The 25,764-nt window shown below is 71.4% G+C and carries 22 protein-coding genes; 9 read left to right on the top strand and 13 right to left on the bottom strand.

Annotated elements, in window-relative coordinates; genetic code table 11:
- Nucleotides 1-100 precede the first annotated feature (100 nt).
- On the top strand, nt 101-1,096 hold the full coding sequence (locus tag V9G19_RS02285) for an ATP-binding protein (RefSeq protein WP_462283864.1): 996 nt from the start codon (nt 101-103) through the stop codon (nt 1,094-1,096).
- 81 nt (nt 1,097-1,177) lie between these two features.
- On the opposite strand, the gene V9G19_RS02280 is transcribed toward V9G19_RS02285, so the two are convergent.
- Together V9G19_RS02280 and V9G19_RS02275 are read right to left on the bottom strand one after the other, a co-directional pair.
- On the bottom strand, nt 1,178-1,909 hold the full coding sequence (locus V9G19_RS02280) for a hypothetical protein (RefSeq protein ID WP_462283863.1): 732 nt from the start codon (nt 1,907-1,909) through the stop codon (nt 1,178-1,180).
- Nucleotides 1,910-2,075: 166 nt separating this feature from the next.
- On the bottom strand, nt 2,076-2,699 hold the full coding sequence (locus tag V9G19_RS02275) for a TetR/AcrR family transcriptional regulator (RefSeq protein WP_462283862.1): 624 nt from the start codon (nt 2,697-2,699) through the stop codon (nt 2,076-2,078).
- Between the two features lie 80 nt (nt 2,700-2,779).
- Here V9G19_RS02275 and V9G19_RS02270 point away from each other — a divergent pair, with 80 nt between their 5' ends.
- The gene (locus tag V9G19_RS02270; protein ID WP_462283861.1) at nt 2,780-3,736 is read left to right on the top strand and encodes a homocysteine S-methyltransferase family protein; all 957 of its coding nucleotides are present in this window, start codon (nt 2,780-2,782) and stop codon (nt 3,734-3,736) included.
- 89 nt (nt 3,737-3,825) lie between these two features.
- Nucleotides 3,826-4,599: an alpha/beta fold hydrolase gene (locus tag V9G19_RS02265; RefSeq protein WP_462283860.1), complete on the top strand. Its 774-nt coding sequence runs from the start codon at nt 3,826-3,828 to the stop codon at nt 4,597-4,599.
- Here V9G19_RS02265 and V9G19_RS02260 read toward each other — a convergent pair.
- The 4 genes from V9G19_RS02260 to V9G19_RS02245 form a co-directional block, all read right to left on the bottom strand.
- Nucleotides 4,512-5,330 carry an SRPBCC family protein gene (locus tag V9G19_RS02260; RefSeq protein WP_462283859.1) on the bottom strand — a complete coding sequence of 273 codons (819 nt, stop codon included), beginning with the start codon at nt 5,328-5,330 and terminating at the stop codon, nt 4,512-4,514. The genes V9G19_RS02265 and V9G19_RS02260 overlap by 88 nt on opposite strands.
- Nucleotides 5,327-5,935: an ArsR/SmtB family transcription factor gene (locus tag V9G19_RS02255; RefSeq protein WP_462283858.1), complete on the bottom strand. Its 609-nt coding sequence runs from the start codon at nt 5,933-5,935 to the stop codon at nt 5,327-5,329. Before V9G19_RS02255 ends, V9G19_RS02260 begins: the two co-directional genes overlap by 4 nt.
- Nucleotides 5,936-6,056: 121 nt before the next feature.
- Nucleotides 6,057-6,710: a response regulator gene (locus V9G19_RS02250; protein ID WP_462283857.1), complete on the bottom strand. Its 654-nt coding sequence runs from the start codon at nt 6,708-6,710 to the stop codon at nt 6,057-6,059.
- Nucleotides 6,710-7,840 (bottom strand): sensor histidine kinase, encoded by a 1,131-nt coding sequence (locus V9G19_RS02245; protein ID WP_462283856.1) that lies wholly within the window; start codon nt 7,838-7,840, stop codon nt 6,710-6,712. Before V9G19_RS02245 ends, V9G19_RS02250 begins: the two co-directional genes overlap by 1 nt.
- A gap of 126 nt (nt 7,841-7,966) precedes the next feature.
- On the opposite strand from V9G19_RS02245, the gene V9G19_RS02240 reads away from it, so the two are divergent.
- From V9G19_RS02240 to V9G19_RS02230, 3 genes are all read left to right on the top strand, one after another.
- Nucleotides 7,967-8,581 (top strand): CDP-alcohol phosphatidyltransferase family protein, encoded by a 615-nt coding sequence (locus tag V9G19_RS02240; protein WP_462283855.1) that lies wholly within the window; start codon nt 7,967-7,969, stop codon nt 8,579-8,581.
- Complete coding sequence (locus V9G19_RS02235) at nt 8,578-9,051, top strand: hypothetical protein (protein WP_462283854.1); 474 nt, start codon at nt 8,578-8,580, stop codon at nt 9,049-9,051. The genes V9G19_RS02240 and V9G19_RS02235 overlap by 4 nt, the downstream gene beginning before the upstream one ends.
- Before the next feature lie 131 nt (nt 9,052-9,182).
- Nucleotides 9,183-9,662 carry a hypothetical protein gene (locus tag V9G19_RS02230; protein WP_462283853.1) on the top strand — a complete coding sequence of 160 codons (480 nt, stop codon included), beginning with the start codon at nt 9,183-9,185 and terminating at the stop codon, nt 9,660-9,662.
- Nucleotides 9,663-9,775: 113 nt separating this feature from the next.
- On the opposite strand, the gene V9G19_RS02225 is transcribed toward V9G19_RS02230, so the two are convergent.
- The 3 genes from V9G19_RS02225 to V9G19_RS02215 all read right to left on the bottom strand — a co-directional run bounded on the left by V9G19_RS02225 (nt 9,776) and on the right by V9G19_RS02215 (nt 14,220).
- Entirely contained in the window at nt 9,776-10,252 is a 477-nt protein-coding gene (locus tag V9G19_RS02225; protein WP_462283852.1) for a calcium-binding protein, read from the bottom strand.
- A gap of 50 nt (nt 10,253-10,302) precedes the next feature.
- Complete coding sequence (locus V9G19_RS02220; RefSeq protein WP_462283851.1) at nt 10,303-13,323, bottom strand: BTAD domain-containing putative transcriptional regulator; 3,021 nt, start codon at nt 13,321-13,323, stop codon at nt 10,303-10,305.
- Between the two features lie 153 nt (nt 13,324-13,476).
- Nucleotides 13,477-14,220: a hypothetical protein gene (locus V9G19_RS02215; protein WP_462283850.1), complete on the bottom strand. Its 744-nt coding sequence runs from the start codon at nt 14,218-14,220 to the stop codon at nt 13,477-13,479.
- Nucleotides 14,221-14,411: 191 nt separating this feature from the next.
- On the opposite strand from V9G19_RS02215, the gene V9G19_RS02210 reads away from it, so the two are divergent.
- Nucleotides 14,412-16,352 (top strand): sensor histidine kinase, encoded by a 1,941-nt coding sequence (locus V9G19_RS02210; RefSeq protein ID WP_462283849.1) that lies wholly within the window; start codon nt 14,412-14,414, stop codon nt 16,350-16,352.
- Nucleotides 16,340-16,999: a LuxR C-terminal-related transcriptional regulator gene (locus V9G19_RS02205; protein WP_462283848.1), complete on the top strand. Its 660-nt coding sequence runs from the start codon at nt 16,340-16,342 to the stop codon at nt 16,997-16,999. The genes V9G19_RS02210 and V9G19_RS02205 overlap by 13 nt, the downstream gene beginning before the upstream one ends.
- A 71-nt stretch (nt 17,000-17,070) precedes the next feature.
- Here the strand turns inward: V9G19_RS02205 and V9G19_RS02200 are convergent, their stop codons facing one another.
- The 4 genes from V9G19_RS02200 to V9G19_RS02185 form a co-directional block, all read right to left on the bottom strand.
- Entirely contained in the window at nt 17,071-18,444 is a 1,374-nt protein-coding gene (locus V9G19_RS02200; RefSeq protein ID WP_462283847.1) for an FAD-dependent oxidoreductase, read from the bottom strand.
- Between the two features lie 77 nt (nt 18,445-18,521).
- Nucleotides 18,522-18,998, bottom strand: coding sequence for a calcium-binding protein (locus V9G19_RS02195; RefSeq protein WP_462283846.1), 477 nt, complete (start codon nt 18,996-18,998; stop codon nt 18,522-18,524).
- Between the two features lie 313 nt (nt 18,999-19,311).
- On the bottom strand, nt 19,312-21,450 hold the full coding sequence (locus V9G19_RS02190; RefSeq protein ID WP_462283845.1) for an alpha/beta fold hydrolase: 2,139 nt from the start codon (nt 21,448-21,450) through the stop codon (nt 19,312-19,314).
- Nucleotides 21,447-22,517 carry a class I SAM-dependent methyltransferase gene (locus tag V9G19_RS02185; protein ID WP_462283844.1) on the bottom strand — a complete coding sequence of 357 codons (1,071 nt, stop codon included), beginning with the start codon at nt 22,515-22,517 and terminating at the stop codon, nt 21,447-21,449. Before V9G19_RS02185 ends, V9G19_RS02190 begins: the two co-directional genes overlap by 4 nt.
- 258 nt (nt 22,518-22,775) lie before the next feature.
- Here V9G19_RS02185 and V9G19_RS02180 point away from each other — a divergent pair, with 258 nt between their 5' ends.
- Entirely contained in the window at nt 22,776-25,505 is a 2,730-nt protein-coding gene (locus V9G19_RS02180; protein ID WP_462283843.1) for a helix-turn-helix transcriptional regulator, read from the top strand.
- The last annotated feature ends 259 nt before the right edge of the window (nt 25,506-25,764 follow it).

Raw genomic sequence — 25,764 nt, 5'->3', positions numbered from 1 at the left:
GTGGAGTCGGTCGTCAGGGGGACAAGGACCGCCGCATTATGTACACGACTGGCTTCGCCATATGTACATCAGGGCGCTCGCGGAATGTACATCAGCTCCCGTGTCTCCGTATGTGGAGCGGCTGATCGACGGACGGCTTAACGGCCTTCTCGGCGAGTTCCCCGCCGTCTCCGTCGTCGGTCCGCGCGCGTGCGGCAAAACAACGACGGCAAGACGGCACGCTCGCGTGATCGCCCGGTCTGGACCGCCCCGCGGAAGCCGCGCCTTTCCGTGCCGACCCACGGCATTCCTCGACACCCTGGCCGACGGCCAACCGGCCACAATCGAATCGGCGTCCCCGTTCACCATCACCGACTACGTCGACATGGCGATCCACGGTGGCTTGCCCCAGCCCACGCTGCTGCTCAGCGGGCGCGGCCCCGCAGACTGGTTGGCGGCGTATGCGGACCACGTTGTCGAGCGGGATGCGCCCGCACATTTCGGGCATCGCGACCCGCAGCTCTTCCGCCGAATGCTGACGGCCGTCGCGGCCAATACGGCCGGGGTTCCCACGGCGCTCACCCTCGCCGAGGCGGCTGGCATCGACAGGCGCACCGTGGGGAGCTACCTTTCCCGGTTGGCCGACCTTTTCGTCGTTGAGCAGGTCCCGGCGTGGGCGAGCAACCGGCTTTCTCGCCTAACCTCGGCGCCGAAGCTGTTCGTGACGGACCCCTCGCTCGTCGGGGCACTTCTCGGGCTCGATCGGCAGGCCATCCTGCGCAACGGCGACCTCCTCGGCCGGATCATCGAGACCTTTGTCTTCGCCCAACTGCGCGCCGAGCTACCGGTCGCGTCCTCACGTCCCCGCCTGCACCATCTCCGAAACCGCGACGGCCGAGGAATCGACGTCGTCGTCGAGTTTGCCGACGGGACAATCGCCGCCATTGAGGTGAAGGCCTCCGCCGCGGCAACCCGGCGCGACGCGCGACACCTGATCTGGCTGCGAGATCAGGTCGCGGACCGGTTTGCCGGGGGCGTGGTCCTGCACACCGGACCCCACGCGTTCCAACTGGACGAGCAGATCTGGGCCCTGCCGATAGGCAGTCTCTGGGGGTGATGACGATCGGCGGGCAGCGCCCTCACCTGGCGGGTTCGGGCTGTGCCCGCCAGGGAGGGGAGCCGGGGAGGGCAGATCTGGTCAGCGCCGTGCCACGACCGTCGGGCTCGAGTCGCCGAGGCAGCTCGCATTCGGGCGCACGACTGCATAGAACTTGCCCTCGACGCCGGTGTTCCCCGTGCTCCACGTCGCCTGACCAGCGTCGTCCACGAAGGTCGTGTCCCGAGCGAACAGCCGATCGTCGCCACCGCCGCGCCCTCCGCGCTGCCGGTAGACCAGGACCTCCCGGTCGGTCACGCAGGCACTCGATGTGCTGATCAGCCGACCGGACAGGTCGGTGCCCTGCGCTTCGATCGTGACCTCGACCGGTGTCTTGGCGAGGGCCGCGGCGGTAACGATGGACACGGTGCGGCTCGAGGCGCGCTGGCACTGCGAGGTGGGCTTCATGAGGGAGTAGTAGGACCCGGCAGGGAGGTTGAACCCCGCGCTCCAGGTCCCGCGGGTCGGGCCCTCGATCATGACCGGCGCCGCATGGAAGAGGAGATCGTCCCCGCCTCCGCGGGAGCCGACTTGCTGGTAGATGTACACCTGCTTGCCGACGAGGCATGCGCGGCTGGTGCTGGTGGCGGTGCCGGACACCGTGTCCCCGGTGACGGTGATGCTCACCGTGACAGGCGCTCTGGCGGTCGTGGGCTCGGCTGGGGCGACGGCGGCCGATGCCGCCCCGGTCGTCGCGGCGGCGAGCCCGGCGCTCGCCGCGACGGTGGCCACGGCGGCGATGCGTCGGGTTCGCAGGGTCTTGTGGTGGTTCATCGAGTTCGTCTCCCTGTGCGGGCGGCCCGCGGTTCGAGCCGTTGATGGGATCCTGAGCCCACGCCCTGTCACGGATCTGTCACCCCGCAGACCCGCACGGATCCTCGGCCACCACGGCCGGACTCGAAGGCAGCGCTCGAGATTGGCCCGAGTGCCACCGGTGGCCTCATCCCGAGGCAGCCGGTACGAAGAGAGCTGCGATCACGATGTGGAGAATCGTCAGCTGCCGGCGCATGTGGCCCGGGTCACCGGTGGCCCGGCAGAGCAGGAAGCTGCCCTCGAAGGTGACGAAGATGTGGTCGGCGAGGGCGTCGGCGTCCAGGCCGGCCGGAGGCCGATTCTGCTCGGCGGCAGCGTCCCGGATCATCCCTGCGATCGCGCTGCGCCAGAGGAGGATTGCGCGTTCGATGGGCGCGGTTGCGCCCTCCTGGATGAGATCCTGCTCGGTTAGCGCCGCGACATACAGGCAGCTGGACTGGGCGGCCATCAACTCGTCCGCCTCAGCGACGAAGTACTGCACGAACGCCAGCAGGCGAGCCGTCGCGCCGTCGAGCGGGGCGACCGCGGCGAGGGCCCGGTGCAGGTGCGCGATGTCGGCCGCAGCATACCGCTCGACCAGCGCGCTCGCGAGATCGCTCTTGGAGTGGAAATGATGGAAGAAGGAGCCCTTGGACGTGCCCGACTCCCCGATGATCCGCTCGACCGGCGTGGCGGTGAAGCCGTGCTCGATGGCGAGCCGTTCGGCGGTGTCGAGGATCCGGGTGCGTGTTGGTCCGCCATCGCGTGGCATAACCCCGTTGTATCAAACCGGACAGTCTGGTATCCGTTGTAGTGGACCATTTGGTCTGTTTAAGGAGAAGGGATCGCCAGATGCTCGACACGCACCAACCGCACCCACCTGCCGAGACTCGGTTCGTCACCGACGGCGGCATGGAAACCGACCTGATCTTCCACCAGGGCGTCGACCTGCCGGAGTTCGCCGCCTTCCCGCTGCTGGAGGATGCCACCGGCCGCCGCCTGCTCGCGGACTACTACGGTGGGTATGCCGCCGTCGCCGCCGCGGCCGGCGCTCACCTGATGCTCGAATCGCCCACGTGGCGCGCGAATCCCGACTGGGGTGCGCGCCTTGGGTACGACCGGGATGCGTTGCGGCGCAACAACGAGAGCGCCATCGGGTTCCTGCGCGAGCTGGCGCAGCGCTACCGCGGCAGTATGCCGGGAGTCCGGGTCAACGGGATGGTCGGGCCGCGTGGTGACGGCTACCTCGCCAGCGGCGCAAACGTCGACTCGGACGCCGCCGCCGACTACCACCACGACCAGATCGCCGCGTTCGCCGCGGCGGGTGCCGAGGTGGTCACGGCATACACCTTGACCGGGACCGGCGAAGCCATCGGCATCGTGCGCGCCGCCCGCGACGTCGGCGTGCCGGTGGCCATCTCGTTCACGGTCGAAACCGATGGCCGCCTGCCCGACGGTATGACCGTCGCCGACGCCGTTGGTCGGGTGGACACGGCAGCCGCCCCCGACTACTACCTGCTCAACTGCGCCCACCCGGAGCACATGCTCGCCGGCATACCGACCCGGGACGACCGCGCCGGCTGGGCGTCGTGGCGGCGGGTGGCCGGGATCCGCGCGAACGCCTCCGTGCAATCGCACGCCGAGCTCGACGAGGCCGAGACCCTGGACGAAGGGGACCTGACACAACTGGTGTCGTCGACCGGGCGCCTCCGCGCACTCCTCGGCTCGCTGATGATCCTCGGTGGCTGCTGCGGCACAGACGACCGACACGTCGCCGCCCTGTGGGGCGTGGGTAAACCGCACGGGTGAGGCGTCACACGCCGCGCCGAAACCGGTTGCGATGTCGCACGTCGTCGCCCATAGTCGGGCTGACCCGCTCGACAACCTCTTGGAGCTGAATGACGACGACACCGTCCGGAATCGCCTACGACCACGTGCTGCCCCACCAAGTGGCCGACTCGTCCCTCCCATTGGTGCTGCTGCACGCCGGTGTGGCGGACCACAGGGTGTGGGGGCTGGTATGGCCGTCCCTCGTCCGCCACCAGGACGTCCTCCGCATGGATCTTCGAGGCTTCGGGGACTCGACGTCAGCGCCGCCCGTGGCGGGCTCGGATGTCGCGGATGTCCTGGAGGTCCTCGACGAATCCGGCATCGGGCGGTGCCATCTGGTCGACGCGTCGTATGGCGCGGGCGTGGCGGTCGAGGTCGCCCTCACGACGCCGGCGCGCGTCGCATCGCTGGTGCTGTGCCCACCTGGCGGCGCGCTGCTCTCAATGACGCCCGACCTTCGAGCGTTCATCGACGCCGAGGCTGCCACCTTGGCCGCAGGCGCCATCGAGGCCGCCGTCGAGGCGAACGTGACGACCTGGCTCGTGGGGCAGGGACGATCCGCGGCCGTGCTCGTCATCGTCGGGGAGCACGACCTGGACAGCTACCGGGACGCCGGCAGCCCGATCGTCACCGAGGTCTCGAACGCTCGAATGGAGCTGTGGCAGAACGCCGCTCACCTGCTCCACCATGGAGCAGCCCGACCGCTTCGTGCAGTTCCTGTCGCGCTGGTGCGGCCAGGCTACCTGACGCGGCCCTACGGCCGGGCCTCGGCCTGGGCGGAGAGCCACTCCTGCCAGTGGATCTGGGCCTGCGCGGCGAGATCGGCGGCCGCGGCGCCGTAGTAGTAGCCCCACACCGAGACCCCACCGCCCTCGGCGGCGACGATCGCCGTGCCGCTGGTGGGCGCATCGAGCAGCAGCCAGATCCGGTCGTGGCCGGTGTCGACCACCGTGCCCGACAGCGGTGGCGTGTCGCCGGAAGTGCTCAGCCGGGTGCCGACGACGGCGTCGGCCGGCCAGCCGAGAGCGCCCGTAAGGCGGTGCCACGGACCGGGATCGCCGTCCGGGAACATCGCCATCGGCAGCATCGCGTGCCCGTCCTGACCGGCGAAGTGCTCCAGGTGCAGCTGCAGGTTGCGCAGGAACAGCGGCCAGCCCTCGGCCATCCCGTCATACATGGCATCCCACTGCTCTCCGTCGGCGAACCCGGAGTTGACCAGGCGCACGACGCACGATCCGTCGCCCCGCGCCACGACCAACCACTCGAAGGCGAGGATGCAGTCGGGCGCGCCACCCTCGAAGCACACCCGCGACGGCGGCTCCCACGCGGTCACGGTGCCGGGCACGGTCATCTCCGGCCCGGGCCCGAAGACCTGGACCATCTCGCCGCCGACCTCCGGAGTGACCTGGGTCGGGACGTACCAGGAGGAGATGCCCGGGCCGGTGGCGATGGCCTCCCACACCTGTTCCGGGGTCCCGGAGACGGTGACGGACAGATCGATGATCCGCCCGTGGTGTCCAGCAGGGCCGTTCGTTGTCGGGGTCTCGGACGGGCCTGGGTTGTCGGTCGTCATCGCTGCTCCTGCTCCTCGTGGGTGGTCGCTTCGGGTGGGATCGGGTGCGCGGCGACGACCAGCCGGTGCCGGCGGCCGTCGGGCGCGCTCTCGTCGTGGTACTTCGCGGTCAGGCCGATCACCGCGTCCCGCAGGTCAGCGGTGAAGGCGGCCCTATCGGCGGCGCTCGCGAACCGGACCTCGGTGTCGATCGCCAAGCTGGCCAACGGTTTTCCCGCTGCCTCGGCCAGGCCGGCGAGCACGGAGACCTCGCGGATCACCCGGGCCGCGAGCGCGATGAGATAGCGGGTTGAGAGCCGGTTGGTCCGCTCCGGGGCCGGCGCCAGCGGCCCGAGCGCGTCCGGCGCCACGAGGTATGCCGTCGCGCTCGCCTGCACAAGGCGCTCCTGCAGGCCGCGGCGCTGACGCACCCCCACCTGGACGACCAGGCCGTGTTCCTCCAGCGCCCGCAGGTGATAGTTCACCCGCTGCCGGGGTATGCCGAGCGCCGCACCGACGCTGCTGGCCGACCCCGGCTCCGCCAGGGCGGCCAGGACTTGCACCCGGGTCGGCTCGAGCGCCGCCGCGGCAACCACCGGCTCGGTGATCACCTGGAGATCCTGCATACCGCCGATCCTGCCAATTGACAGTGATTCCTGTCAATAGCATCACGCGCGAACCGTTCGCGCATGACCAGCGAAATGGCAGAGAACGCAGATCACTACTCGGGTCGGGCGTGCTGGCCGCTTAACCGGGGACCGTTAGGCCCGCCCGGATGGCGAGAATGGCGGCCTGGACACGGTCGCGGCTGCCGGTCTTGGCGAACACATTGCTCACGTGGGTCTTCACCGAACTCATCGACAGGTGCAGCCGCTGCGAGATCTCCGTGTTGTTCAGTCCGGCGCCAAGAAGCGTCAGGATTTCCAGCTCACGGCTGGTCAGCCCGTATGCCGTGACGTCGGCCAGGGTCTCGGGTCGCCCGGACCGCACGCGCGCCAGCACCGCGGCCGTTACCTCTGGCGAGAGGATTGAGCCACCGGCGGCGACAGTGCGCACGGCAGCAATCAGTTCACGCCCGGAGGACCGCTTGAGCAGGAATCCGCGCGCCCCGGCGGCGATCGCATCCAGGACATAGGCATCGTCGTCGAAGGTCGTCACCACGATCACCGCCGGGGCGTGCGGTAGGGCAGCCAGCGCACTGGTCGCGGCCAGCCCGTCGAGGACCGGCATCCGGATGTCGACCAAGGCCACGTCGATCCGCGGGTCGCGGCGCACGGCATCGAGGAACTGCCGGCCGTCAGCAGCCTGGCAGGCGACCTCGAGGTCCGGCTGCGAGCTCAGGATGAGGCGGAACCCGTCGCGGATGAGCTCCTGGTCGTCGACGATCGCGATGCGGATCATCAGTGATCTCGGGCGCCGACCGGCAGGCGGACATCGAGCAGGGTGCCCCCTCCGGGCCGGCCCACGAGGTCGACGGTGCCGCCTCGCGGCGCGACCCGTTCCTCGATGCCAACCAGGCCCGAGCCGCGGGGCCGGCCCGACACGACACCGGCACCGTCATCGACGACCCGCACGCGCACATCGGCGCCTTCGCGCACCACGTCCACACGCACCCGTGAGGCGCGAGAATGCTTGGCGACATTCGTCAACCCCTCCTGCGAGATCCGATACACCGTCAGCACGTCCGCCTCATCGAGGAGCAGATCCGGTCCGAGCGCCACGTCGACCTCGACCCCGACGCGGCGCAATGGCTCCGCGAGGAGTTCGTCGATATCACCAAGGCGGGGCGGCGCGCCCACCGTCAGCGAGCCCGCCGGGTCACGCAGCTGTATGACCAGTGCGTCGAGTTCGGCAAGCGTCCGCCGTCCCAGGTCACCGATCTCGCGCAGCGCGGCATACGGGTCGCTGACCTGACCGGCTTCCGCCTGCACCACGATGGCCGTGACGTGGTGGCCGACGACGTCGTGGAGTTCCCGGGCCATCGCCACCCGTTGTTCGAGCCACGTCGCCTCCTCCCGCAAGTGCTCCGCCTCCACGGCAAGCTCGTGGTTGCGGCTGACCGATCGGACGAGTAGCCCGGCGCCCGCGCCCACAGCGAGGCTCGTGACCACGAACGGAAGCAGCTGATCCGATTCGCCGAACACGACGAGCGCCACGATCACTCCGACGGCACCGATCACCCCGGCGACGCCGGCCAGCGGACCCACGCGCGCGCGAGCGGGATGGGTGGGAGGAGTGGGGCGGGCCAGCGCGACGGCGAGGAATGCCAATGCTGCCGCCGTCAGCCAGAGGGAATCGATGCGCGGACTCACCATGGCGGCCACCAGCGCGGCCGACAGGAGCAGGTAGGTTCGGGCCGCGCTCGGGCGCAGCGCAGCCAAGGCGAGCACCACGATCACCCCGACCGCTACCCAGGTCTCTCGGCTCGCGTCGCGACCGATCAGCGGCAGCAGACCGAGCAGGATCAGGCCGATGGCGATCGACACCGCGATCCGGTGCACCCACCGCGGCCCTCCTGGAATCCTCGCCACGACAGCCAGTCTCGCGGACAACGTGACCCCTGTCCCGATCCCGCGGAAAATCGGCACCCGGGTACCGGTCGATCCGGTACCCGCGGCCGTTCCGCCGCCTCGGTGCCGTCGGCGATCGTTCGAATCATGACGATCCTGAGCGAGAAACCAGACCACGCGGGCACCAGGGCCAACCAACTCATCCCGGGCTCGGTGTGGACGATCCCCAACATCGTGACGGTTGCCCGCACAGTGGTTGCCGTTCTGCTCGGCGTCCTGGCCGCCGCGTCCGGCGACCTGTGGCTCCTGGGCGCCGGATACGCGGCCTATTGGATCGGGGACATCCTGGACGGCTGGTCCGCGCGACGGCTCGGGCAGGAGACCCGGATCGGCGCGGTCCTCGACATCGTCAGTGACCGCGCGTGCACGGCCGTCCTGTTCGTCGGGCTCGTCGCGCACATTCCGCAGGCCTTACCCGTGGCCGCCGCCTTCCTCCCCTCCTTCCTCGTGCTGGACACGATGCTCTCGCTCGCGTTCCTGAACTGGCAGCTCGTGAGTCCGAACGACTTTCATGTCGTGGACCGACTTGTCTGGCAGTTGAATTGGTCGCTGGTGGCCAAGGCGGCGAACACCGCCGCGGTCGTGCTCGCCACGGCCCTGGGCGCCTACGTCCTGGCCGCCGCGATCGCGCTTGCCGTTGGTCTGGTGAAGATCTGGTCGGCTCGACGCGTCCTCATCCTGCTGGGCCGGGGGATCCGGTGACCGCGCTCATCCAGATCTTCCTGGCCGGCGGCTACGGCATGCTGTCCGCGCTGGTGCCGGTGCTGAACGCCGAGGCGTATGCCGTCCTCGCGGCGCACGCCGCCACCCCGGTTGGTGCGCTGGTCATCGCGGCGGCCCTTGCGGTGGGCCAAACCGCCGGCAAATTGACGATCGTCGAAGCCGCCAGGCGGGGCAGCAACGCCCTCAGCCGCCGCCGGGGAGCTCAATCGGCCGGCCGAGACGCGCCCCGGCCATGGGCCGCCAGGATCACGCGCGCGCTCCGCTCGCGTCGTTCCGGAGTCCTTCTCGTCCTCGGATCAGCTCTGGTCGGGCTGCCGCCGCTCGCAGCCGTCAGCGTGGCGGCCGGCCTTGCGGGCCAACGACGTTGGGAGTTCGCGCTCGCCTGCCTGGCCGGCCGGTTCGTCCGATTCGCGGCGCTCGCGACGCCGACCAGTTGGTGGTTGACCTGACTGCCGATCAGACCAAGCGGGATGAGGCAATGCGCCTACGACGGCTGTTGTGATCCGGTACTGATACGGCTTCGCCACTCTCTAGTCGTGCCCAATCCGCGGCATACCAGACACGGCAAAGGAGCCGAGCAATGTCCAGCATTTCCATCTCATCCCGTTCCCTCACATGGCGTTCCACTGCGACCGCCGCCGCACTCGCGGCCGCCTTGGCCGGCGGGATCGTCGCAGCCGGCCCGGCGAGTGCCGTGCCGATCGACCGGCCGCTCATCGACACGGCCAAGTTCGACCTGGGTGGAGCCTTCGCCCCCGGCGGGCCGACGACCGGCGCCCGCCTGGAGTGGAAAATCACCGGTGGTGTCGTCAGACCCGAGCTGACCGGGAACTTCCGAGTCAAGAACGGCACGTGCGGGAAGGTCCGGATGGTGTACTACCGCCCGAACCACACCGTCCTCGCCGCGCGCGAGACCAATGTCGTGTGCGGCCAGACCACAACGCCCATCCGGATCGACAACTTCGCGCACCCGCAGGCCCAGCACGTCCACATCAACCTCGACCGGCGCAACAACAACGGCACCTTCACCACCGTCGGGACGAGCGTGGAGAACCTCTGACCGCCGGCGCCCCCCTCCAGTTCCCCCGGGGCGCAGGCGAACGCACCGGTGGCGGGTCCCTCGACAGAGGAGACCCGCCACCGGCACGCGTGCGGCCCGACGCTTCGGGTACATCAGCGCTCAACCCGGAACTCCAGGTCGGCGCCGTCCCGGGATGTCACGACGTCCCAGTCCGCCCCGCCGTCGACGTAGTCGTCGCCCAGGCCACCGGTCAGCAGATCGTTCCCGGGACCGGAATCGACCCAGTCCCGCCCGGGACCGCCGTCCACCCGGTCACCGTGGTCCTGGCCGAGGACGCAGTCATTGCCCCCACCACCACGGATGATGTCGCGGCCGGGTCCGCCATGGATGGTGTCGTGACCGCCGCGGCCGTCGATGCGGTCGTTGCCACCCAGGCCTAGGATGAGATCGTTCCCGGGTGTGCCGGTCAGGATGTCATTGCGCGGGCCGCCGATGATCGTCACGCCCGTTGGGGCACAGGGAAATCCCGGCGGCGCGGGCGCGGCCGACATCCCGGATGCGGCCGGAGCGACCACCGTGGTCGCCAGCAGCGTGGTTGCGATAGCGATTCGTCGCTGGGTTCTGGTCAACGAGTCCTCCCATGGTTGAAGATGCCGCCGCCGAGCCTGCGGGGAGGGCGTCAGAACGGCGTCACAACGCGCGCGGGAGCGCCCGCGCCGGCGAGTAGCAGGGGATCGGGAGCCGGCGCGTCGACCTCGACCATGGCCTGCGCCCAGCGTTCGAAGGCCCGGCGCGCCTCCCCGTGCCGGCCGGCGCGCACCAAGGTGCGCACCCGCGAGCGGTGGACCCGCTCGTCATACGGATCCAGCAGTAGCAGCCGGACGAACAGCGCGTCGGCGTCACCGGTGCGCCCGGATCGCGCATACGACATCGCGAGATGCCGCAGGCAGCGGGTATGGGCAGCGCGGGTCTCCTCGCGCAGCCCGTCCGCCCACGCCTCGTAGGGCTCGTCCTCGAAGGCCACCCCCATGTAGCGGCGGTCGATGTCGCGCAGGATCTCTTCGGCCCGCTGCTGCTCGCCGGTCTCCAGCAGCAGGAAGGCCGCGTCCGCGTCCGCCAGCAGATCGTCCGCGTCGACGGCCACGTGCCGCAGGTCCAGCCACAGCCCGCTCCCGTCGGCGCCGATGACGTGGTCCGGCGCAGCGGCCCGGCCCGGATCGAACACGCCCCGGACGGTCGCGAGCAGCACCGAGAGGCGGTGGCCGGTCCGCGCGGGGTCATCGTCGGGCCACAGCCTCTCGCAGACCTCACCGCGGCCGATCGGCCGCCCCCGCCGGGCCGCGAGCAATTTGACCAGGGTGCGTGCCTGCCGGGAGCGCCACGCCGTCAAGGGCACGTCGCTGCCGTCGATCTGCACGCTGAAACCACCGAGGACTCGCACCACGACACTGCGCGATTGCAGGTCGGCATCGAGCGGTCGGCCGTGGATCTCACGGATGCCCCGGTGCCGCAGCCGGGCAGCGGCTTCGCGGCCCAGGGAGCGACGGGTCGCGTCCGCCCCGGGGAGACCGAACCGCAGCACGTCGAGCCGGTCGGCGTTCGGCCCCGCCCCGCCATCGCGCCAGATCGACCAGGCCTGGTCGTAGCACTCGCGGGCCGCGTGCACCTGCCCGAGGCCAGCGTTCGCGGCGCCGGCCAGTTCGAGGGCGTCGGCGAGCAGGTCGACGGCATTGTCGGCGCGCGCTTGGGCCATCGCGCGTGCGGCCGTCGACACAGCACCGTCAAGGTCCCCGTCAGTCATGCGCACCCACCCGTCCGCGATCAGCGCGGGCACGCGCTCGGCGCCTTGGGCAGCGTCCAGCGCCTCCGTGACAGCGCCTTTCGCCGCCGCGAGATCCGCGCCGAGCAGGACCCGGGCGAGCCCGGCCAGCGCCGGGACGAGGATCTGCCGTTCCCGTGACTCGCGGGCCGCGCCGATCGCCGCGTCGTATGCGGCGCGCGCCCGTTCCCGTTGGCCGAGCTCGCGATGCAGTTCGCCGAGACCGAGCATGCCGGTGCCCACGTGCCCGGGGACGTCGGACCGGCAGGTCGCCACGGCGCGCTGCAGCTGCCACCGCGCCTCGTCCACCTCACCCACCCGCGCGAGCGCCTCCGCGAGGTTGTGCAGCGCGGCCACCGACTGGGCACCGGTTCGCCGAGCGAGGTCGGCCGCCGCGAGCGCGTCGCGGCATACCGGCACGGCCTCCTGGTAACGGGCGGCGGCCAGCAGGGCGAACCCTTGGTTCCCCAGGATCCGGGCGAGGTCGAACACGTCGCCACTGGCCCGGGCAGCCGCGGCGGCCTTCCTCAGGTGGGCTTCCTTCCGGATGCCGGTGCTGGTCTTGGCCATCGCCTGGTGCGCGTGGACGAGGCCGAGCGGATCCTGGCCGGCCGCGGCAATCTCCAGAGCGCGCTCCGCCTCGGCCCGGGCCTCGCTGGGACATCCGATGAGCGAGGAGAGGTTGGCCCGGACCGTATGCCAGATCGCGGCCTCGACATCGTCGCCGACCCGATCCCGCGGCACCCGGTCGAGGAGGTCCAGCGCCCGGGTCAAGTCCCCTTCGCTGTTGGCGAGCATCGCCACACGCCGCGCGGTGCGGGCATCCCACGTCGTCGCCTCGGCCGAGGTGATGACGGGACGGTATGCCGCCCGCGCCCGGTCGGCGTGGCCGGTCGCGTGCAGCGCCTCCCCCAGGGTCGCGCGGGTTCCGTTGTCCGCGAACAGCTCCGGGCGTTTGTCGGCGAGCGCGACGATGGCGGGGGAGTCACCGTGCGCGATCATCCGGGTGCCCTCTCGCGTCAGGAGCGCGATCGCCGCGTCGACGTCTCCCGCCAGCACCCAGGCTCGCGCGGCGGCGAACGGATAGTTATGTGCGGCATACCAATCGGCTGCCTGGACCCAGAGATCGGCGGTGATCTCGCTGCCTGGAACCTCCGCGGACGAGGTTTCGCCGAGGAGTGCCGCGACGACCGGAACGATCTGCATATCGCCCGTGGCCGTCAGGTGGGCCCGGACGGTCGGGACGACGAGACCGACCCGGCGCAGCCACGACAGCCCGTCCGCGGGCACCTGAGCCGACATCTTCCTGGCAACCAGGTCCCAGAGGCCGGGTGTCAGCGGCCCGAGCAGCTGCATCTGGCCCACGGCGTCGGCCAGGTGCGGGGGAAGGCTGGTGAGCACCTCCCGGCGCAGCCATCGCGTCGCCGGCGCCTCGGGGGCCACCATCGCGGCGAGAATGCCTGCGGCCGGGTCACGGACCAGGACCTCGGCGGCGAAGTGCACCAACATCGGCCAGCCACACGTGACCTCGTGCACGCGAACCGCCGCCGCTGGGTCGGTCACGCCGTAGTCGCCGCGGAGAACGATGGCGATGTCGTGCGGCGACAACGCCAGGTCGGTCGGTCCGCGCTCGACGACATGCGCGCCCAGCGTGTCGAGGATCTCCTGGGGCGGGGGAACGCGGCTGGTCAGCACGGGAGGCGGCGCGCCGGTGCCGGCCGACCGCAGCTGCGTGACGAGGCCGGCCAATTGGCGCTTCGTCAGGGCGTGGATGTCCTCATGGACGATCGGGGCGGCGCCGGACTCGCCGTCGGGCACCAGCCGAGGAACGGCCACGGTCTTTCCGTAGCCAGCCGCCGCGACGACGAGCAGCCGTTTCATCCGTGCCCACGAGCGGGATGCGCACGTGCGGCGGGCATGCGGGCATACCGCTCGACCGGTGCTGCGGTGTCCCTCATCCTCCTATTTACCCACGCCCCTCGCCCGCGCGCAGGCCTTTTCCCAAACCCCCGAAGGTCACTGCGGATCCGCAGGTCAGTCGGACGCAGCCGTCGCGGAGGCAGGCCGGGGGTCGCATTCGTCGATGGGCATCGCCAGGATCGCGCGGGCGATCACGGCAAAGATCAGGGTGGTCAGGCCCCAGCCGCCGATCACGTCGAGGGCGCGGCTGGGCACCGCAACGGCCGCGATGACGTGGACCGGCTGGGCAAGCGCGAGGCCGAGGCCGGCCCACACCGGGACCAGGCGCGACCGCAGGAGAGCGACGGCGACCAGCACCAGCCCGACGATGTGGCCGAAGACGAAGCCGAAGAGTCCGACCAAACCGGCGGGATGCTCCATGAACGCGGTGGTGACCTCGACGGTCACGGCGCGGTCGTAGCCCGCCTTGGTCATCACCTCCGCCAGGACGTCGCTGCCACCCAGCATGCTGCCCAGCGTCAAGCCCGTGAAGTAGAGGCCTGCGGCGACGGTGCCCAGGACGGGCGCCGCGCGCCGCACGACCAGCCAGAGCGTCACCGCCCCGAGGATGAGGAAGGGATAGCTGAGAATCGCGATCCAATTCATCGCGGCGATCCGGCCGGGCGCAGCGGCGATCTTGCCGATGCCAGCCGCGGCGTCGTCACTGGTCCAGTAGGGCATGATCCCGCGGAGGATGGAGACGAGCAGGCTGCCGAGGACGAGCGATCCCGCGGCGATCGCCCGCCAGAGCGGCCGCAGGTCGCGCTGACTGGTGGCGATCGCCGCCCGGTCGGATGTGGGCGGGGCGATTTGAGTCATGGCGTGAAACCTCCTGTGAACGAGTGTCTTTCGTGCTCTACTGTGAGCGTTTTCTCGGGCGCCGCACATCGGGGCGGGCACGTCAATGTCGGTGCCGGCAGCCACCCACGACAATCTCCGTGCCAGCACCCAGGACAGGCAACTCACGCCGGCTCTACCGTGGTGGGGTGTCTTGGCCGAGGCGAGTCTGCGTGCTGCTCTGGGTGGCCACTGCTGCCCTGGCGGGGCTCGGACTCTGCGCTGCCACCGTGCTCGGCGGCCTCGCGGACGTCAGCGTGTTCGCGCTGTCCGTGACGACGGCGGCCGTCCCCATGACCGCGGGATACCTGGCGATTCGGCACGAGCCGGACAACTGGGTCGGGGCCTGCTTGACTGCCGCCGGCACCGGGATCATCCTCATCATCGCCCACGGCCAATGGCAGGAGGCGCTGGCCGCCGAGCCCAGGTCGCTACCGGCCAGCCCGGTGCTGTGGGTGCTGACCCAAGGGGTCTGGATGGCCTGGTTCGTTCCCTATGCCCTCACCATCGCGCTCTTCCCCGACGGTCGCCCGCACGGCCGGCCCGGCCGGTTCGCGGTCGCCGCACTGCTCGGCATACCGCCGCTCTTCAATCTCCTGACGGCGTTCGTGCCCGGGCCGCTGATGCCTCCGCTCGCGCACTGGCCCCGCGCGCTCGGCACGCACCCGGTCGGCTATCTGTCCTTGGCGCTGCTTCCCCTTTTCCTCGCGGCGCTGGCCGCGTCGGTCGTCTCGCTCGCGCGGCGCCGGAGCGCCGCCGACAGCCCAGCCCGCCGCGCGCAACTGCGGTGGATGCTGCTGGCCTCGGCCGTGGTGCCCATCACCCTGCTGCTGTGCTGGCTCGGCTACCTCGTCACCGGGGGCCCGGGCCTCGTCATCGTCGGGTTGGTCGCGATGAATGTGTTGGTGCCGGCCGGGGCGCTCCTCGCGATGCTCCGCTACGACCTCTACGACGTCGACAAGGCCCTCGTCCTCACCGCCACCTACACCCTGCTCGCCGTCTTCGTGCTGGTGGGGTATGCGGGTGTGTCGGCCGTGGTCGGCCGTGCCCTCGGCGCCGATTCGGTGGCCGCCGGGGTGACGGCGACGGTGGCCGTCATGCTGCTCCTGCTGCCCGTGCGGGCGATGCTGCTGCGGCTCCTCGGGCGCCGGCTGCATCCGCGCCGCGCCGCAGGCCTCGACGCCCTGACCGCTCTGGCCGAACGCGTCAATGCCGGCACCGACGTGCCGGAACGGCTCGAGGAGGTGCTGCGCGTCGCCCTGCGCGACCCGGGACTTCGGGTGGGTTATCGGCGCCCGGGAGGCACGGCATACGTCGATATCACTGGCGCACAAGTCGATTCGAGCGACGGTCAGATGATCGGGTCGTCAGGCCGCGACGTCGGCCTGGTCGTCGCCGGCCCGGGCGCCGCGCCGGTGCCACCGGATGTCGTGGCGGCCATGACCCTGCTCGCCGACTCCGTCCGGCTGCGCGGAGAGCTGGCCGGCGCGCTCGCGGAGGTCGAGGCGAGCCGCGCGCGGCTGCTCAAGGCCGGGTATGCCGAACGCCGCAAGCTGGAGATGAACCTGCACGACGGTGCCCAGCAGCGCCTGGTCTCGCTCGGGATGCGGCTGCGGACCACCCAGCACAAGGCGCGGACCGGCCACGAGGTCGACCTCGACGCGCTCGTCAACTCCGCCGTCGAAGAGCTCGCCGACGCCGTCCACGAGCTCCGGGCGCTGGCGCGGGGGCTGCGGCCCTCGTCCCTCGACGCCGGCCTACCGGCCGCCCTCGACAGCTTGACCCGGGCGAGCGCGGTGCCGGTGGAGGTCACCTACGCCGCCCCCGGCCTCCCCGATCACGTCAGCCTCACCGCGTACTACGTCGTCAGCGAGGCGATCACCAATGCGGTCAAGCACGCGCAGGCGTCGCGGGTCTCGGTGGATGTGCGGCATACCGATGAGGCACTGCGAGTTCTGGTGCGCGACAACGGCAATGGCCGCGCGCGGGTCGTCGCGGGATCCGGCCTGGCCGGCCTGCGCGATCGAGTGAGCGCCCTCGGCGGATCGCTGGACGTCACGAGTTCCGCAGCCACCGGCACGCACGTCGAGGCGGTGATCCCGTGCAGGTCGTGATCGGCGAGGACTCGGCCCTCTTCCGCGAAGGACTGGCGAGCCTGCTCGACGAGTTGGGGCACCGGGTCGTCGGGACGGCCGCGGCTGCCGACTCCGCTGTTGCCATGACCCTGGAGCGACGGCCCGACGTGGTGATCCTCGACGTCCGGATGCCACCCGACAACACCGACGACTGCGCCCGGGCCGCCGTGACCATCCGGCGGGCAGCACCGGAGGTCGGTATTCTGCTTCTCTCGCAACACATCGTCGCGCGCCTGCCCCCGGACCTGGTCGGGTCCGGACGCTTCGGCTACTTGCTCAAGGACCGGGTGCTCGCCGTCGAGGACTTCGTCAACGCCCTGGAACGCGTCGCAGGCGGCGGGTCCGCGCTCGACCCGGAGGTCGTCGCCGGCCTACTGTCCAGCGGTCGGTCGGCGCTGAACACCATGACGCCGCGCGAGCACGACGTGCTCGCCCTGATGGCCGAAGGACTGAGCAATGCCGGCATCGCTGCCCGGCTGGTCCTGACCGAACGCACCGTGGAATCGCACGTCGGCGCGGTACTGGCCAAACTCGGCCTCACGATGGCCGACCCGGCCGCGCACCGGCGCGTTCGCGCCGTGCTGAGCTTCCTCGGCGCAGGCGCCCCCGCCCGCGGCCGCGCCTGACCTGGGCCAGGGCATGTCCCGCTGCCGCCGACGCGAACCACCGGGCCGATCCCTGAGGCGCGGCATCGTCGTCACGATGCTCGGCGGGCCACGAGGCGGGCAGCCACGTCGGGCCGGGCGAGCAGGTCGGCGGGCGCGTCGAGTAGGCCGCCGATCGCACTCGCGCACCGGGCTAGGACCGGGTCGCGCTGTGCGCCCGCAAGGAGCGCCCGGGTCCCGTGCCAGGCGGGGTCGACGGTTTCGTATGCCGTGCCGGCGGCGGCCGCGTCCAGCTCAGCGGCTCGGTGCTTGGCGAAACTCCACGACGCCGCGACCCACGGGCCTACCTCGCGGCCGATGCCGGTCTCGACGCGGTCGATGAGCGTGGCCGGGTCGTCGGGTCGGTCGGCCAGCACGTCGCGAAGCACGAGTGCCTGGAGCAAACCGAGCGTCGCGCCGCGACCGAGCAGCGGCGCCGTCGTCGCCCGCGAGTCACCCAGCGCGATGATTCCGGTCGCCGCCGGTCCGTCCGAGTCGACCAGCCGTCGCCGGACGTCCGCGCCGACCCCGAACGGCGCGACGGGCGAGATGGGGATGCCGTCTGCGACCCAGGCGGCGCTCGTGGGATACCGCCGTGCGGCAGTGGTCCAGGCGTCCTCGTGGCGCAGGGTGCGGATCGCGGGGTCCTTGGCTGCCCCGACGAGGGCGACGGCATACGTGCCCTTGTCCTGCGGGATCGTCAGGACCGACACCGACTCGTGGTGGGTCAGGACCGGGCCGTGCCCGAGCGGCATGCCGCCCGACGGTGAGCGGAACTGCCTTGCGTAGTAGACGAATCCGGACGCCTGCTGCTCCGTCGGAAGCTGTCGCGCGACGGTGTGCTCGAGCCATCGCGGCACCTGGGTGTGTCGGCCGAGCGCGTCGACGACGAGTCCCGCCACGAGATCACCGCACCTCGTGCGCAGACCGGCGACGTGCAGACCCCTGGCGCTCCCGGTGGTGAGCAGGCCCGTGATGTGCACCGGCCGCAGCACGCGCAGCCGCGGTTCGCGAGCCGCGACGTCGGCGAGGACCGCCTCCAGCAGCGGCCGTCGCGCGGCGAGGGTGTCGAAGCGTTCGTCCTCCGCCGCCCAGCCACCGGTCACCGACTCCGGGCTCAGGTGTAGCAGGTTGACGGACTCAGCACCCGCCGAGCTCAGGGCCTCGAGCACGTCGGGCAGTGCGGTGCGCAGGTGCCGGTGCCAGCGCGGCAGCATGAGGTGAGGCTGGTGGAACTGGCGGACGCCCGCGCGGTTCCAGCCGGTCCCGGCCCCGGCCGGCACGCCAGGCGGGGCACTCGGGTCGCCGTCGACGAGCAGGACGCGATGCCCGGCACGGGCCAGCAGCAGCCCCGCGGTCAGCCCCGTGAGTCCCGCGCCGGCGATGAGGACATCTGCGGCGGAGACGGAATAGTGGTTGGCGCTCATGGTGGTTGTCCATTCGTTTGCGGGTCGGTGATCACGCGACATCAACGTCTTGACGCGCGCCTGGTCATTCGGGTGGGTCAGTGCTCGACCCGGAATTCCTTGTCGTGGCCGTTCCGGGAGGTGACGACATCCCAGCCGGCCCCGCCGTCGACGTAGTCGTCGCCAAGGCCGCCGGCCAGCAGATCGTCCCCGGGACCGGAATCGACCCAGTCCCGCCCGGGACCGCCGTCGACCCGGTCGTCATGGTCCTGGCCCAGGACGCAGTCATTGCCCCAACTGCCGCGGATGATGTCGCGGCCGGGTCCGCCATGGATGGTGTCGTGCCCGCCGCGGCCGTCGATGCGGTCGTTGCCGCCCAGGCCGAGGATGAGATCGTTCCCGGGTGTGCCGGTCAGGATGTCATTGCCCGGCCCGCCGATGATCGTCACGCCTGTTGGGGCACAGGGAAATCCCGGCGGCGCGGGCGCGGCCGACATCCCGGATGCGGCCGGCGCGACCACCGTGGTCGCCAGCAGCGTGGTTGCAGTAGCGATTCGTCGCTGGGTTCTGGTCATCGTGTCCTCCTTGGTTCGGATGCCTTCGCCGAGCCTGCGGGGAGGGCGTCAGAATGGCGTCACAACGCGCGCCCGCGCCGGCGAGCAGCTCCGGAACCTCGGCCCCGGACCGGCCCAGCGCTCGAACACCCGCAATAGCGACCAGGTCCGGGCTGGCACAACCCGGCCACCGGCATTTGGAATACCAAACGAGGCGAATCGGGTGCTTCGACCGGTCAAACGACACCGATTGGTATTCCGATTGCTTCCCCGCGGCCAGCCGGAGGCAGATCCCTGCGGAGTGACCGCCATCTCGCCTGGCCCGCCAGGCAGGTCACACGAGTTCGGCCAGGAGGCCGGCGGCCCGGGCGGCTCCGTCCGTTTCGACGGGCCGGTATGCCGTGGGCGCGCCGATCACGGCGTCCAGGGCCGCGCTCAACCGGTCGGGGTCGCTCAGGTCGTCGTAGTCCAAGCGTTGTCCCGCAGCGTAATTCGCCAGCCGGTGCGGGACGTGGACCTGTTGCTCGAAGTGGTTGCGCAGCGGGACGTACAGGTACGGCACCCGGGCCGCGGTCAGCTCCATACAGGTCGACAGGCCGCCCTGCACGACGGCCAGGTCGGCGGCGGCGAGGACGGCCGGCAGGTCGGGCACGTAGCCCCGCACGGTCATCCCCCGGCGCCGGGGCAGGCAACCGGGATCGATCCGTGGCCCGGTGACGACGAGGAAGCGCAGCTCCTCATGGTGGCGACGCACGACCGGCACCGCATCCGCGACCCGGCGCAGCAGGTCGTGTCCGACCCCGGTCCCGCCGACTGCGACGACGCACAGCCGTTCGTCCGCACGCAGCCGCAACCGGCGACGGATGGCCGCGCGCGCCTCCTCCCCGGGCGGCTCCCCGGCACCGATGTAGCCGCTGAAGGAGAACTCCGATCGCGTCCACTCGTCGATCCGCGGCAGGTCCGCACCGAACGATTCGGCGACGACGTCCTGCGGGTTGCCGACGAAGATGGACCGGTCGCGCAGGCCGGGGTAGCGGGCCCGGTGCTCGATCATCTCGGCGTTGTAGTCGGCGGTCAGCCAGGCTTCGGGGGCGCCGCCGGCGGGCATCGGGAGCCAGCCGACGAAATCGCTCAGCCAAGCGTATGCGGACAGCTTGAGTTCCGGGTTCTCGTGGAGGAAGTAGTCGGTCTCCCAGGCCTCGTCGGCGACGACGAGATCAACGTGCTCGTCGCGCAGGACGTCGGCGAGGACCATGAAGTTGTTGACGAGGATCGCGTCCATCCGCCGGATGGCTTCGAATGCGTTCAGGTCGTGCTCGCCGCACTCGGCCTCGAAGTGCGCGGACTCACTGGCCAGCCACCGGGAAGCCGCATGCACGCTCTCCCCTGCCGATTCGAGCAGCCGCGTCACCGGATCCTGTGCGAGCCAATCGATCTCGACGTCGGGCCGGCGGATCCGAAGCTGCTCGGCGATGGCGAGATCCCGCCGGGCGTGCCCGAGCCCGATCGGCGAGGAGAGATAGAGCACTCGCGGGCGCCGCCGCAGCGCGCGCGCCCAGGTCCGGGGCGTGCGCGGCAGCCGGTCGGCGAGAACCCGACCGGCGAACCGGTCGATCTCTCGATTGACGAGCACCGGGTCACGGGTCATCGGCCCGTGCCCACCCCCCTCGACCACGACCAGCTCGGCGGCCAAGTCCTCGGCGATCCGTCGGCCGTTGTCGAGCGGCCGCACCAGGTCCGCGCTGCCGTGGATGACCAGGGCCGGGCACCGGACGGCGTCGATGAGGGTCGACATGTCGACGAACGCCGCACCGTCGACGCCGAGGCGTCCCGCAGTGGCATCGACGAGGGTCTGCGGCGAGATCTCGTGCGCCCAGCGGGCACAGTCCTCGCGCTGCTTGGTCGAGTGCGGTTCCGGGAACATCTGGCCGAAGAAGAACTCGACGAACTCGTCGTAGCCGTCGCCGAGCCACACGTGCCGGTTGTAGAGCGACCACCCCTGCGGTTGACCCTCCGGAGGGTCGGCCCACACGGACACGTCCCGGTGCGCGTTCGGCTGCCACCCGGCATACGGCGCCCCGATGAGCACGAGCCCGGCCGCGCGCTCCGGGTGCTCGGCCGCGACCTGCATCGCCCACATCGCGCCGCTGGAGAGACCGACGAGGACGGCGCGGTCGGCCCCGGCCGCGTCCATGACGGCGAGCGTGTCGGCGGAATACGCGGCGTTCTCGTATGCCGCCGCACCGGCCGGTCGATCCGACCCGCCGCTGCCACGGCCGTCGAAGGTGATCACCCGGAACCGGCGCGCCAGATAGGGCACCTGCGCCTTCCAGAACTGCGAGTGGATGATCGACCACGTCGGCAGCAGAACGAGATTGGCCGGCCCGGACCCGTGGACGGCATACGCCAGGCGCACCCCATCACGCTCGGTGATCCCCTCGGTCACCGGACGGGTCCAGGCCGGCCACGTCACGGACGCACCTCGAAGACGTTGTTGAACGGCGTCGAGGCGGCGACGCGGAAGCCCGAGAAACCCGCCGCCTCCGTGACCGCCTTGATCCGCGCCGGCCCGGCCTGCGTGCCGAGGGCGGCCCCGACCGGCTGCGACAGCGAGGCGGGGGTGCACAGCAGCGTCGAGAACCCGTAGTAGGCGCGGCCGACGGGGTTGAAGTTGTCCTCCGGCCGGTCGCCGGCAATGGGTTCGACGAGCAGCCAGACCCCGTCGTCGGACAGGGTCGCGCGCACGTGCCGAGCCGCCCCAAGCGGGTCGCCCATGTCGTGCAGGGCGTCGAAGGTGGTGACCAGGTCGTAGCCCGAGCCGGAGTATGCCGTCGCCGGCGCGATCTCGAAGCTCACCCGGTCGGTGACGCCCGCCGCCGCCGCCCGCTCCCGGGCCACGTCGATGGAGTCCGCGTGGTAGTCGGAGCCGGCGAACCGAGATTGCGGGAACGCCTGCGCCATCAGGACAGTGGAGGCCCCGTGCCCGCACCCGATGTCGGCGACGCGGGCTCCAGCCGTGAGCTTCGCGACCAGGCCGTCGACGGCGGGCAGCCAGGTCGAAACGAGGTTGGCGTTGTATCCCGGCCGGAAGAACCGCTCGCACCCGTCGTGCACGTCGTGATGGTGTTCGTGCCACCCCAGGCCGCCGCCGTCGCGGGCGGCGAGCAGCACCCGGTCGGCGTCCCGGACCGTCCCGAGGGCGATCTGGAAGAAGCCGGGCAGGTATGCCGGGCTGTTCTCGTCGGTGAGCGCGACCACGTGCTCGGGCGGCAGACGGTAGGTGCCGGCCGGCGCGTCATACTCGACGAAACCGCCCGCGGCCTGTCCGTTGAGCCACTCACGGGCCAGGGGCGCAGCGGTGCCGGTGGCTTCGGCCAACTGGGCGGCCGTGATCCCCTCGCCGTCGGCCATGGCCCGGTAGTAGCCGAGCTGGTCGCCCATGACGACGAGCGCACAGTTCAAGGTCGCGCCGACCTCGTCGACGGCGCGGAAGACGAAGGACATGAGCTTGTCCATGTCGATCTCGGTGGTGATGGACATCGGGTGATCCTCTCGAGTCGGTCCGGGTCCCCACTGGCCCGGCATCGACCCACTCTCGGCGCGGCATCGTCCTCATCGCATCAGGGTGGCACCCTAGGAAAAGCGATGACGCACGCGCGTGCACGCTTCCGTCGGCCGTCGAGAGGAGGATTTCGGTACGCTCGGGGGGCCTCAGGCGTACCGAGTGTCTCCTCTCGATGTCGTGGGACCGTCACCGGCGATCAAACGGGCTCTTCCGTCCTCTTTACACTCGTGACGGTGTTGATCGGCCGCGGGCGGGAGCTGGCAGCGATCGCCGAGGTGACCGCCGCGGCGCGCCGCGGCCGGGCCGGCGCACTGCTGGTCATCGGCGAGCCGGGGGTCGGCAAGACGAGTCTGCTCGCCGAGATCGCCGACCGCGCCGGCGACGTCGCGCTCGCGCGGGTCGCAGCGGTCGAGCCGGAGCACGTCATCCCCTTCGCCGGCCTCTCGATGCTCCTGGCTCAGGCCGGGGTCGCCGCCCACGACCTGCCCGCGCCGCAGGAGGCCGCCCTCGCCGTCGCGCTGGCCCGCCGCGAGGGTGCCGCGCCGAGCCCCCTCGCCCTCGGGGCCGCCGTCCTCGGCGTGCTCGCCGCGTGGGCGAGTGCCGGACCCGCCCTCCTGCTCATCGACGACGCCCAGTGGCTCGACCCGCCGTCGGCGCGTGCGCTGGCCTTCGCCATCCGGCGCCTGGACACCGACCCGATCGCGGTGGTCGCCGCACTGCGGCCCGACACCGACAGCCCGCTCGTCGCCGCCGGCCTCCCCCACGTGCCGCTCGGCGGACTGGACGACACGGGCAGCCGGGATCTGGTGGCCACGCTCGGGATCCAGGCCTCCCCAGAGTGGGTCGCCACCGCCCGCGCCGCGACGGGCGGCAACCCGCTCGCCCTACGGGAGCTGCTCCGCGACCCCTCGGCGTGGGCCGCCGTCCAGCTGGGCGCGCCCGCCCCCATCCCCACCGCCCTCGCCACGGTGTATGCCGCGCGGGCCGCGGCCCTGGGCACCGACGCCCAGGCTTTGGTGTCCTTGGTCGCGATCGCCCCGCTGGACGCTCGCCTCCTGGCGCTGGTCCTGGCCCGGCTCGGCATCGACCCCTCATCAGTTGGGCGCGCCGAGGACGGTGGTTTGGTCCGCCGGGTCGGCGGGCGGCTCGAGCTGACGCACCCCCTGGTCGGCTCGGGTGCCTACGCCAGCCTGACCTCCGAGCGCCGTCGGGAACTGCATACGGCCGTCGCGAAGGCGCTGCCGCACACGGACGACTCCGGGCGGGCGCAGCACTTGGCCCTCTCCGCGCAGGGACCCGACGAGGAAATAGCCGGGGCAATCGAGGCGTGCACTCGATCGGCCGAACGCCGCGGCGCGCACATGTTGGCGGCGATCGGCCTCGACGCGGCGGCCGATCTCAGTCCTGATCCGGCGACCGGGGCCGGCCGGTTGCTGAGCGCGGCGGAAGCCGCGTGGCGCGGCGGTGACGGCGTCGCCGCAAAGACGTTGGCGGCCAAAGCTATTCACCTGGAGCCCCGGCCGTGGGAATCCTGGCGGGCATTGGCGGTGACCGGCCGGGTCGAGGCGCGAACCGGCTCCCCCGCCAGCGCCCGATCGGCCCTGCTGAGAGCGGCCTGCCGGGCCGCCCGGCTGCACGACCCGGCAACGACCATGCTTCTGGCCGAGGTCGTCAATGCCTGCTTCTACCTGGCCGACGACAGGGGTGCCGCGCGTGCCGCCACGCTGGTCCGCGCCCTGACCACCGCCGGAGAGATCGCGGCGGACGACCCGGTTGCCGATCTGACGGTGGCCATGGCGGACATCCTCGCCGGCCACCCGGCCGCCGACCTGCTGCGGAAGGCGGCCCGGTCCTTCCGAACGCGCAGAGCGCCAGGGACGACATCGAGCGATTCGTTTTGGGCGATGCTGGCCGAGATGTGGCTGCGCGAAGCGGATGTCTCCGCGTTCGTCGACGCAATCGTCGAGGAGGAGCGGGCGAGCCTCGCGTCCGGGACGCTGCCCCGGCTGTTGTTCCACCGGGCCAGGTATCGCGTCACCGCCGACCAGTGGTCAGCGGGCTTGGCGGACTACCTGGAGACGATCGACCTCGCGCGCCAGCTTGGCCAGGTCACCGAGGAGGCGACCGCGCTGGCCGGCGCGGCGGTGGTGGAGGCCCGGATGGGCCTGCGCGAGCACTGCCTCGAGCACGCGCGCGCCGCGACCGAACTGGCCGAACCCCGCGGGAACCGGATCGCGCAGGCATGGGCGAAGTCCGCGGTGGCCGAACTGGCCCTCGCCGAGGGCCGCATCGAGGAGGCGATCGAGGGGCTGAGCGAACTCGATAGGTGGCTGAGCCGCAACGGCATCCACGACGTGGATCTGGCCCCGGGCGCCGAACTCGCCGAAGCACTGGTGCTGGCGGGAGAGCCGCAGCGGGCCACGGCGGCCGTCGATGGGTATGACCGCCGGGCCGCGCTCAAGGGGCAGCCGTGGGCGCGGGCCCGGGCCGCCCGGGCCCGTGGCCTCTGCGCGGCGGACGCGGACATCGACGCGATCTTCGAGGCCGCGATCGCCCTGCACGAGCGGACCCCGGACTGCTACGAACTGGCCCGCACCCGACTGGCATACGGGCAGCGGCTGCGCCGGGTGCGGCGCCGCGTCGACGCCCGCGTGCAGCTGCGGGCCGCCCTGGCAGATTTCGAGCTTCTCGGCGCCACGCCGTGGGCGGATGCTGCGGACCGGGAGTTGAGTGCGACCGGTGAGCGGGCGGCCCGGCGCGATCTCTCCGCGAGCGCTACCCTCAGCCCGCGGGAGCGCCAGATCGCGACGATGGTCGCCGCCGGCCGGACCAACCGCGACACCGCGGCCGCGCTGTTCGTGAGCCCCAAAACCGTCGAGTACCACCTGCGCAAGGTCTACCAGCGCCTCGGTATCACGTCGCGAACCGAGCTGTCCGAGTTGCTCTCTCGGCCACCGGGGTGATCTACCAGCACGGGTTGCTGATGGAGCCTGACGCGACTTTTTGGACGCACGCGACGAGATGCGGGACTGTCTGGGGCGCAGCGGGATCTACGGCGCGTATGAGCGGGCGAACGTCGGCCCGCGGAGGTTGACATCGAGCGCAAGCTGGTCCCGGAGGACACCTTCGCCCCGCAGGACGACGGCCAGCGCCGGTTCGGCGGTCGGCTGGGTTGTCGCGCAGGCAGATTGAGGAGCACTCCCTGGTAGTCAAAGCCACCCG

This window comes from Nostocoides sp. (assembly GCF_037045025.1).
GTDB lineage: Bacteria > Actinomycetota > Actinomycetes > Actinomycetales > Dermatophilaceae > Nostocoides_A.
Note: the sequence above shows the minus strand (reverse complement) of the source record. Positions and strands in the feature narration are given on the sequence as shown.

What these genes read in the sequence shown, in the direction of transcription:
- V9G19_RS02280 (WP_462283863.1), bottom strand. Translation starts at nt 1,909, where the DNA reads ATGAACCACCACAAGACCCTGCGAACCCGACGCATCGCCGCCGTGGCC.
- V9G19_RS02275 (WP_462283862.1), bottom strand. Translation starts at nt 2,699, where the DNA reads ATGCCACGCGATGGCGGACCAACACGCACCCGGATCCTCGACACCGCC.
- V9G19_RS02270 (WP_462283861.1), top strand. Translation starts at nt 2,780, where the DNA reads ATGCTCGACACGCACCAACCGCACCCACCTGCCGAGACTCGGTTCGTC.
- V9G19_RS02265 (WP_462283860.1), top strand. Translation starts at nt 3,826, where the DNA reads ATGACGACGACACCGTCCGGAATCGCCTACGACCACGTGCTGCCCCAC.
- V9G19_RS02260 (WP_462283859.1), bottom strand. Translation starts at nt 5,330, where the DNA reads ATGACGACCGACAACCCAGGCCCGTCCGAGACCCCGACAACGAACGGC.
- V9G19_RS02255 (WP_462283858.1), bottom strand. Translation starts at nt 5,935, where the DNA reads ATGCAGGATCTCCAGGTGATCACCGAGCCGGTGGTTGCCGCGGCGGCG.
- V9G19_RS02250 (WP_462283857.1), bottom strand. Translation starts at nt 6,710, where the DNA reads ATGATCCGCATCGCGATCGTCGACGACCAGGAGCTCATCCGCGACGGG.
- V9G19_RS02240 (WP_462283855.1), top strand. Translation starts at nt 7,967, where the DNA reads ATGACGATCCTGAGCGAGAAACCAGACCACGCGGGCACCAGGGCCAAC.
- V9G19_RS02230 (WP_462283853.1), top strand. Translation starts at nt 9,183, where the DNA reads ATGTCCAGCATTTCCATCTCATCCCGTTCCCTCACATGGCGTTCCACT.
- V9G19_RS02220 (WP_462283851.1), bottom strand. Translation starts at nt 13,323, where the DNA reads ATGAAACGGCTGCTCGTCGTCGCGGCGGCTGGCTACGGAAAGACCGTG.
- V9G19_RS02215 (WP_462283850.1), bottom strand. Translation starts at nt 14,220, where the DNA reads ATGACTCAAATCGCCCCGCCCACATCCGACCGGGCGGCGATCGCCACC.
- V9G19_RS02200 (WP_462283847.1), bottom strand. Translation starts at nt 18,444, where the DNA reads ATGAGCGCCAACCACTATTCCGTCTCCGCCGCAGATGTCCTCATCGCC.
- V9G19_RS02195 (WP_462283846.1), bottom strand. Translation starts at nt 18,998, where the DNA reads ATGACCAGAACCCAGCGACGAATCGCTACTGCAACCACGCTGCTGGCG.
- V9G19_RS02185 (WP_462283844.1), bottom strand. Translation starts at nt 22,517, where the DNA reads ATGTCCATCACCACCGAGATCGACATGGACAAGCTCATGTCCTTCGTC.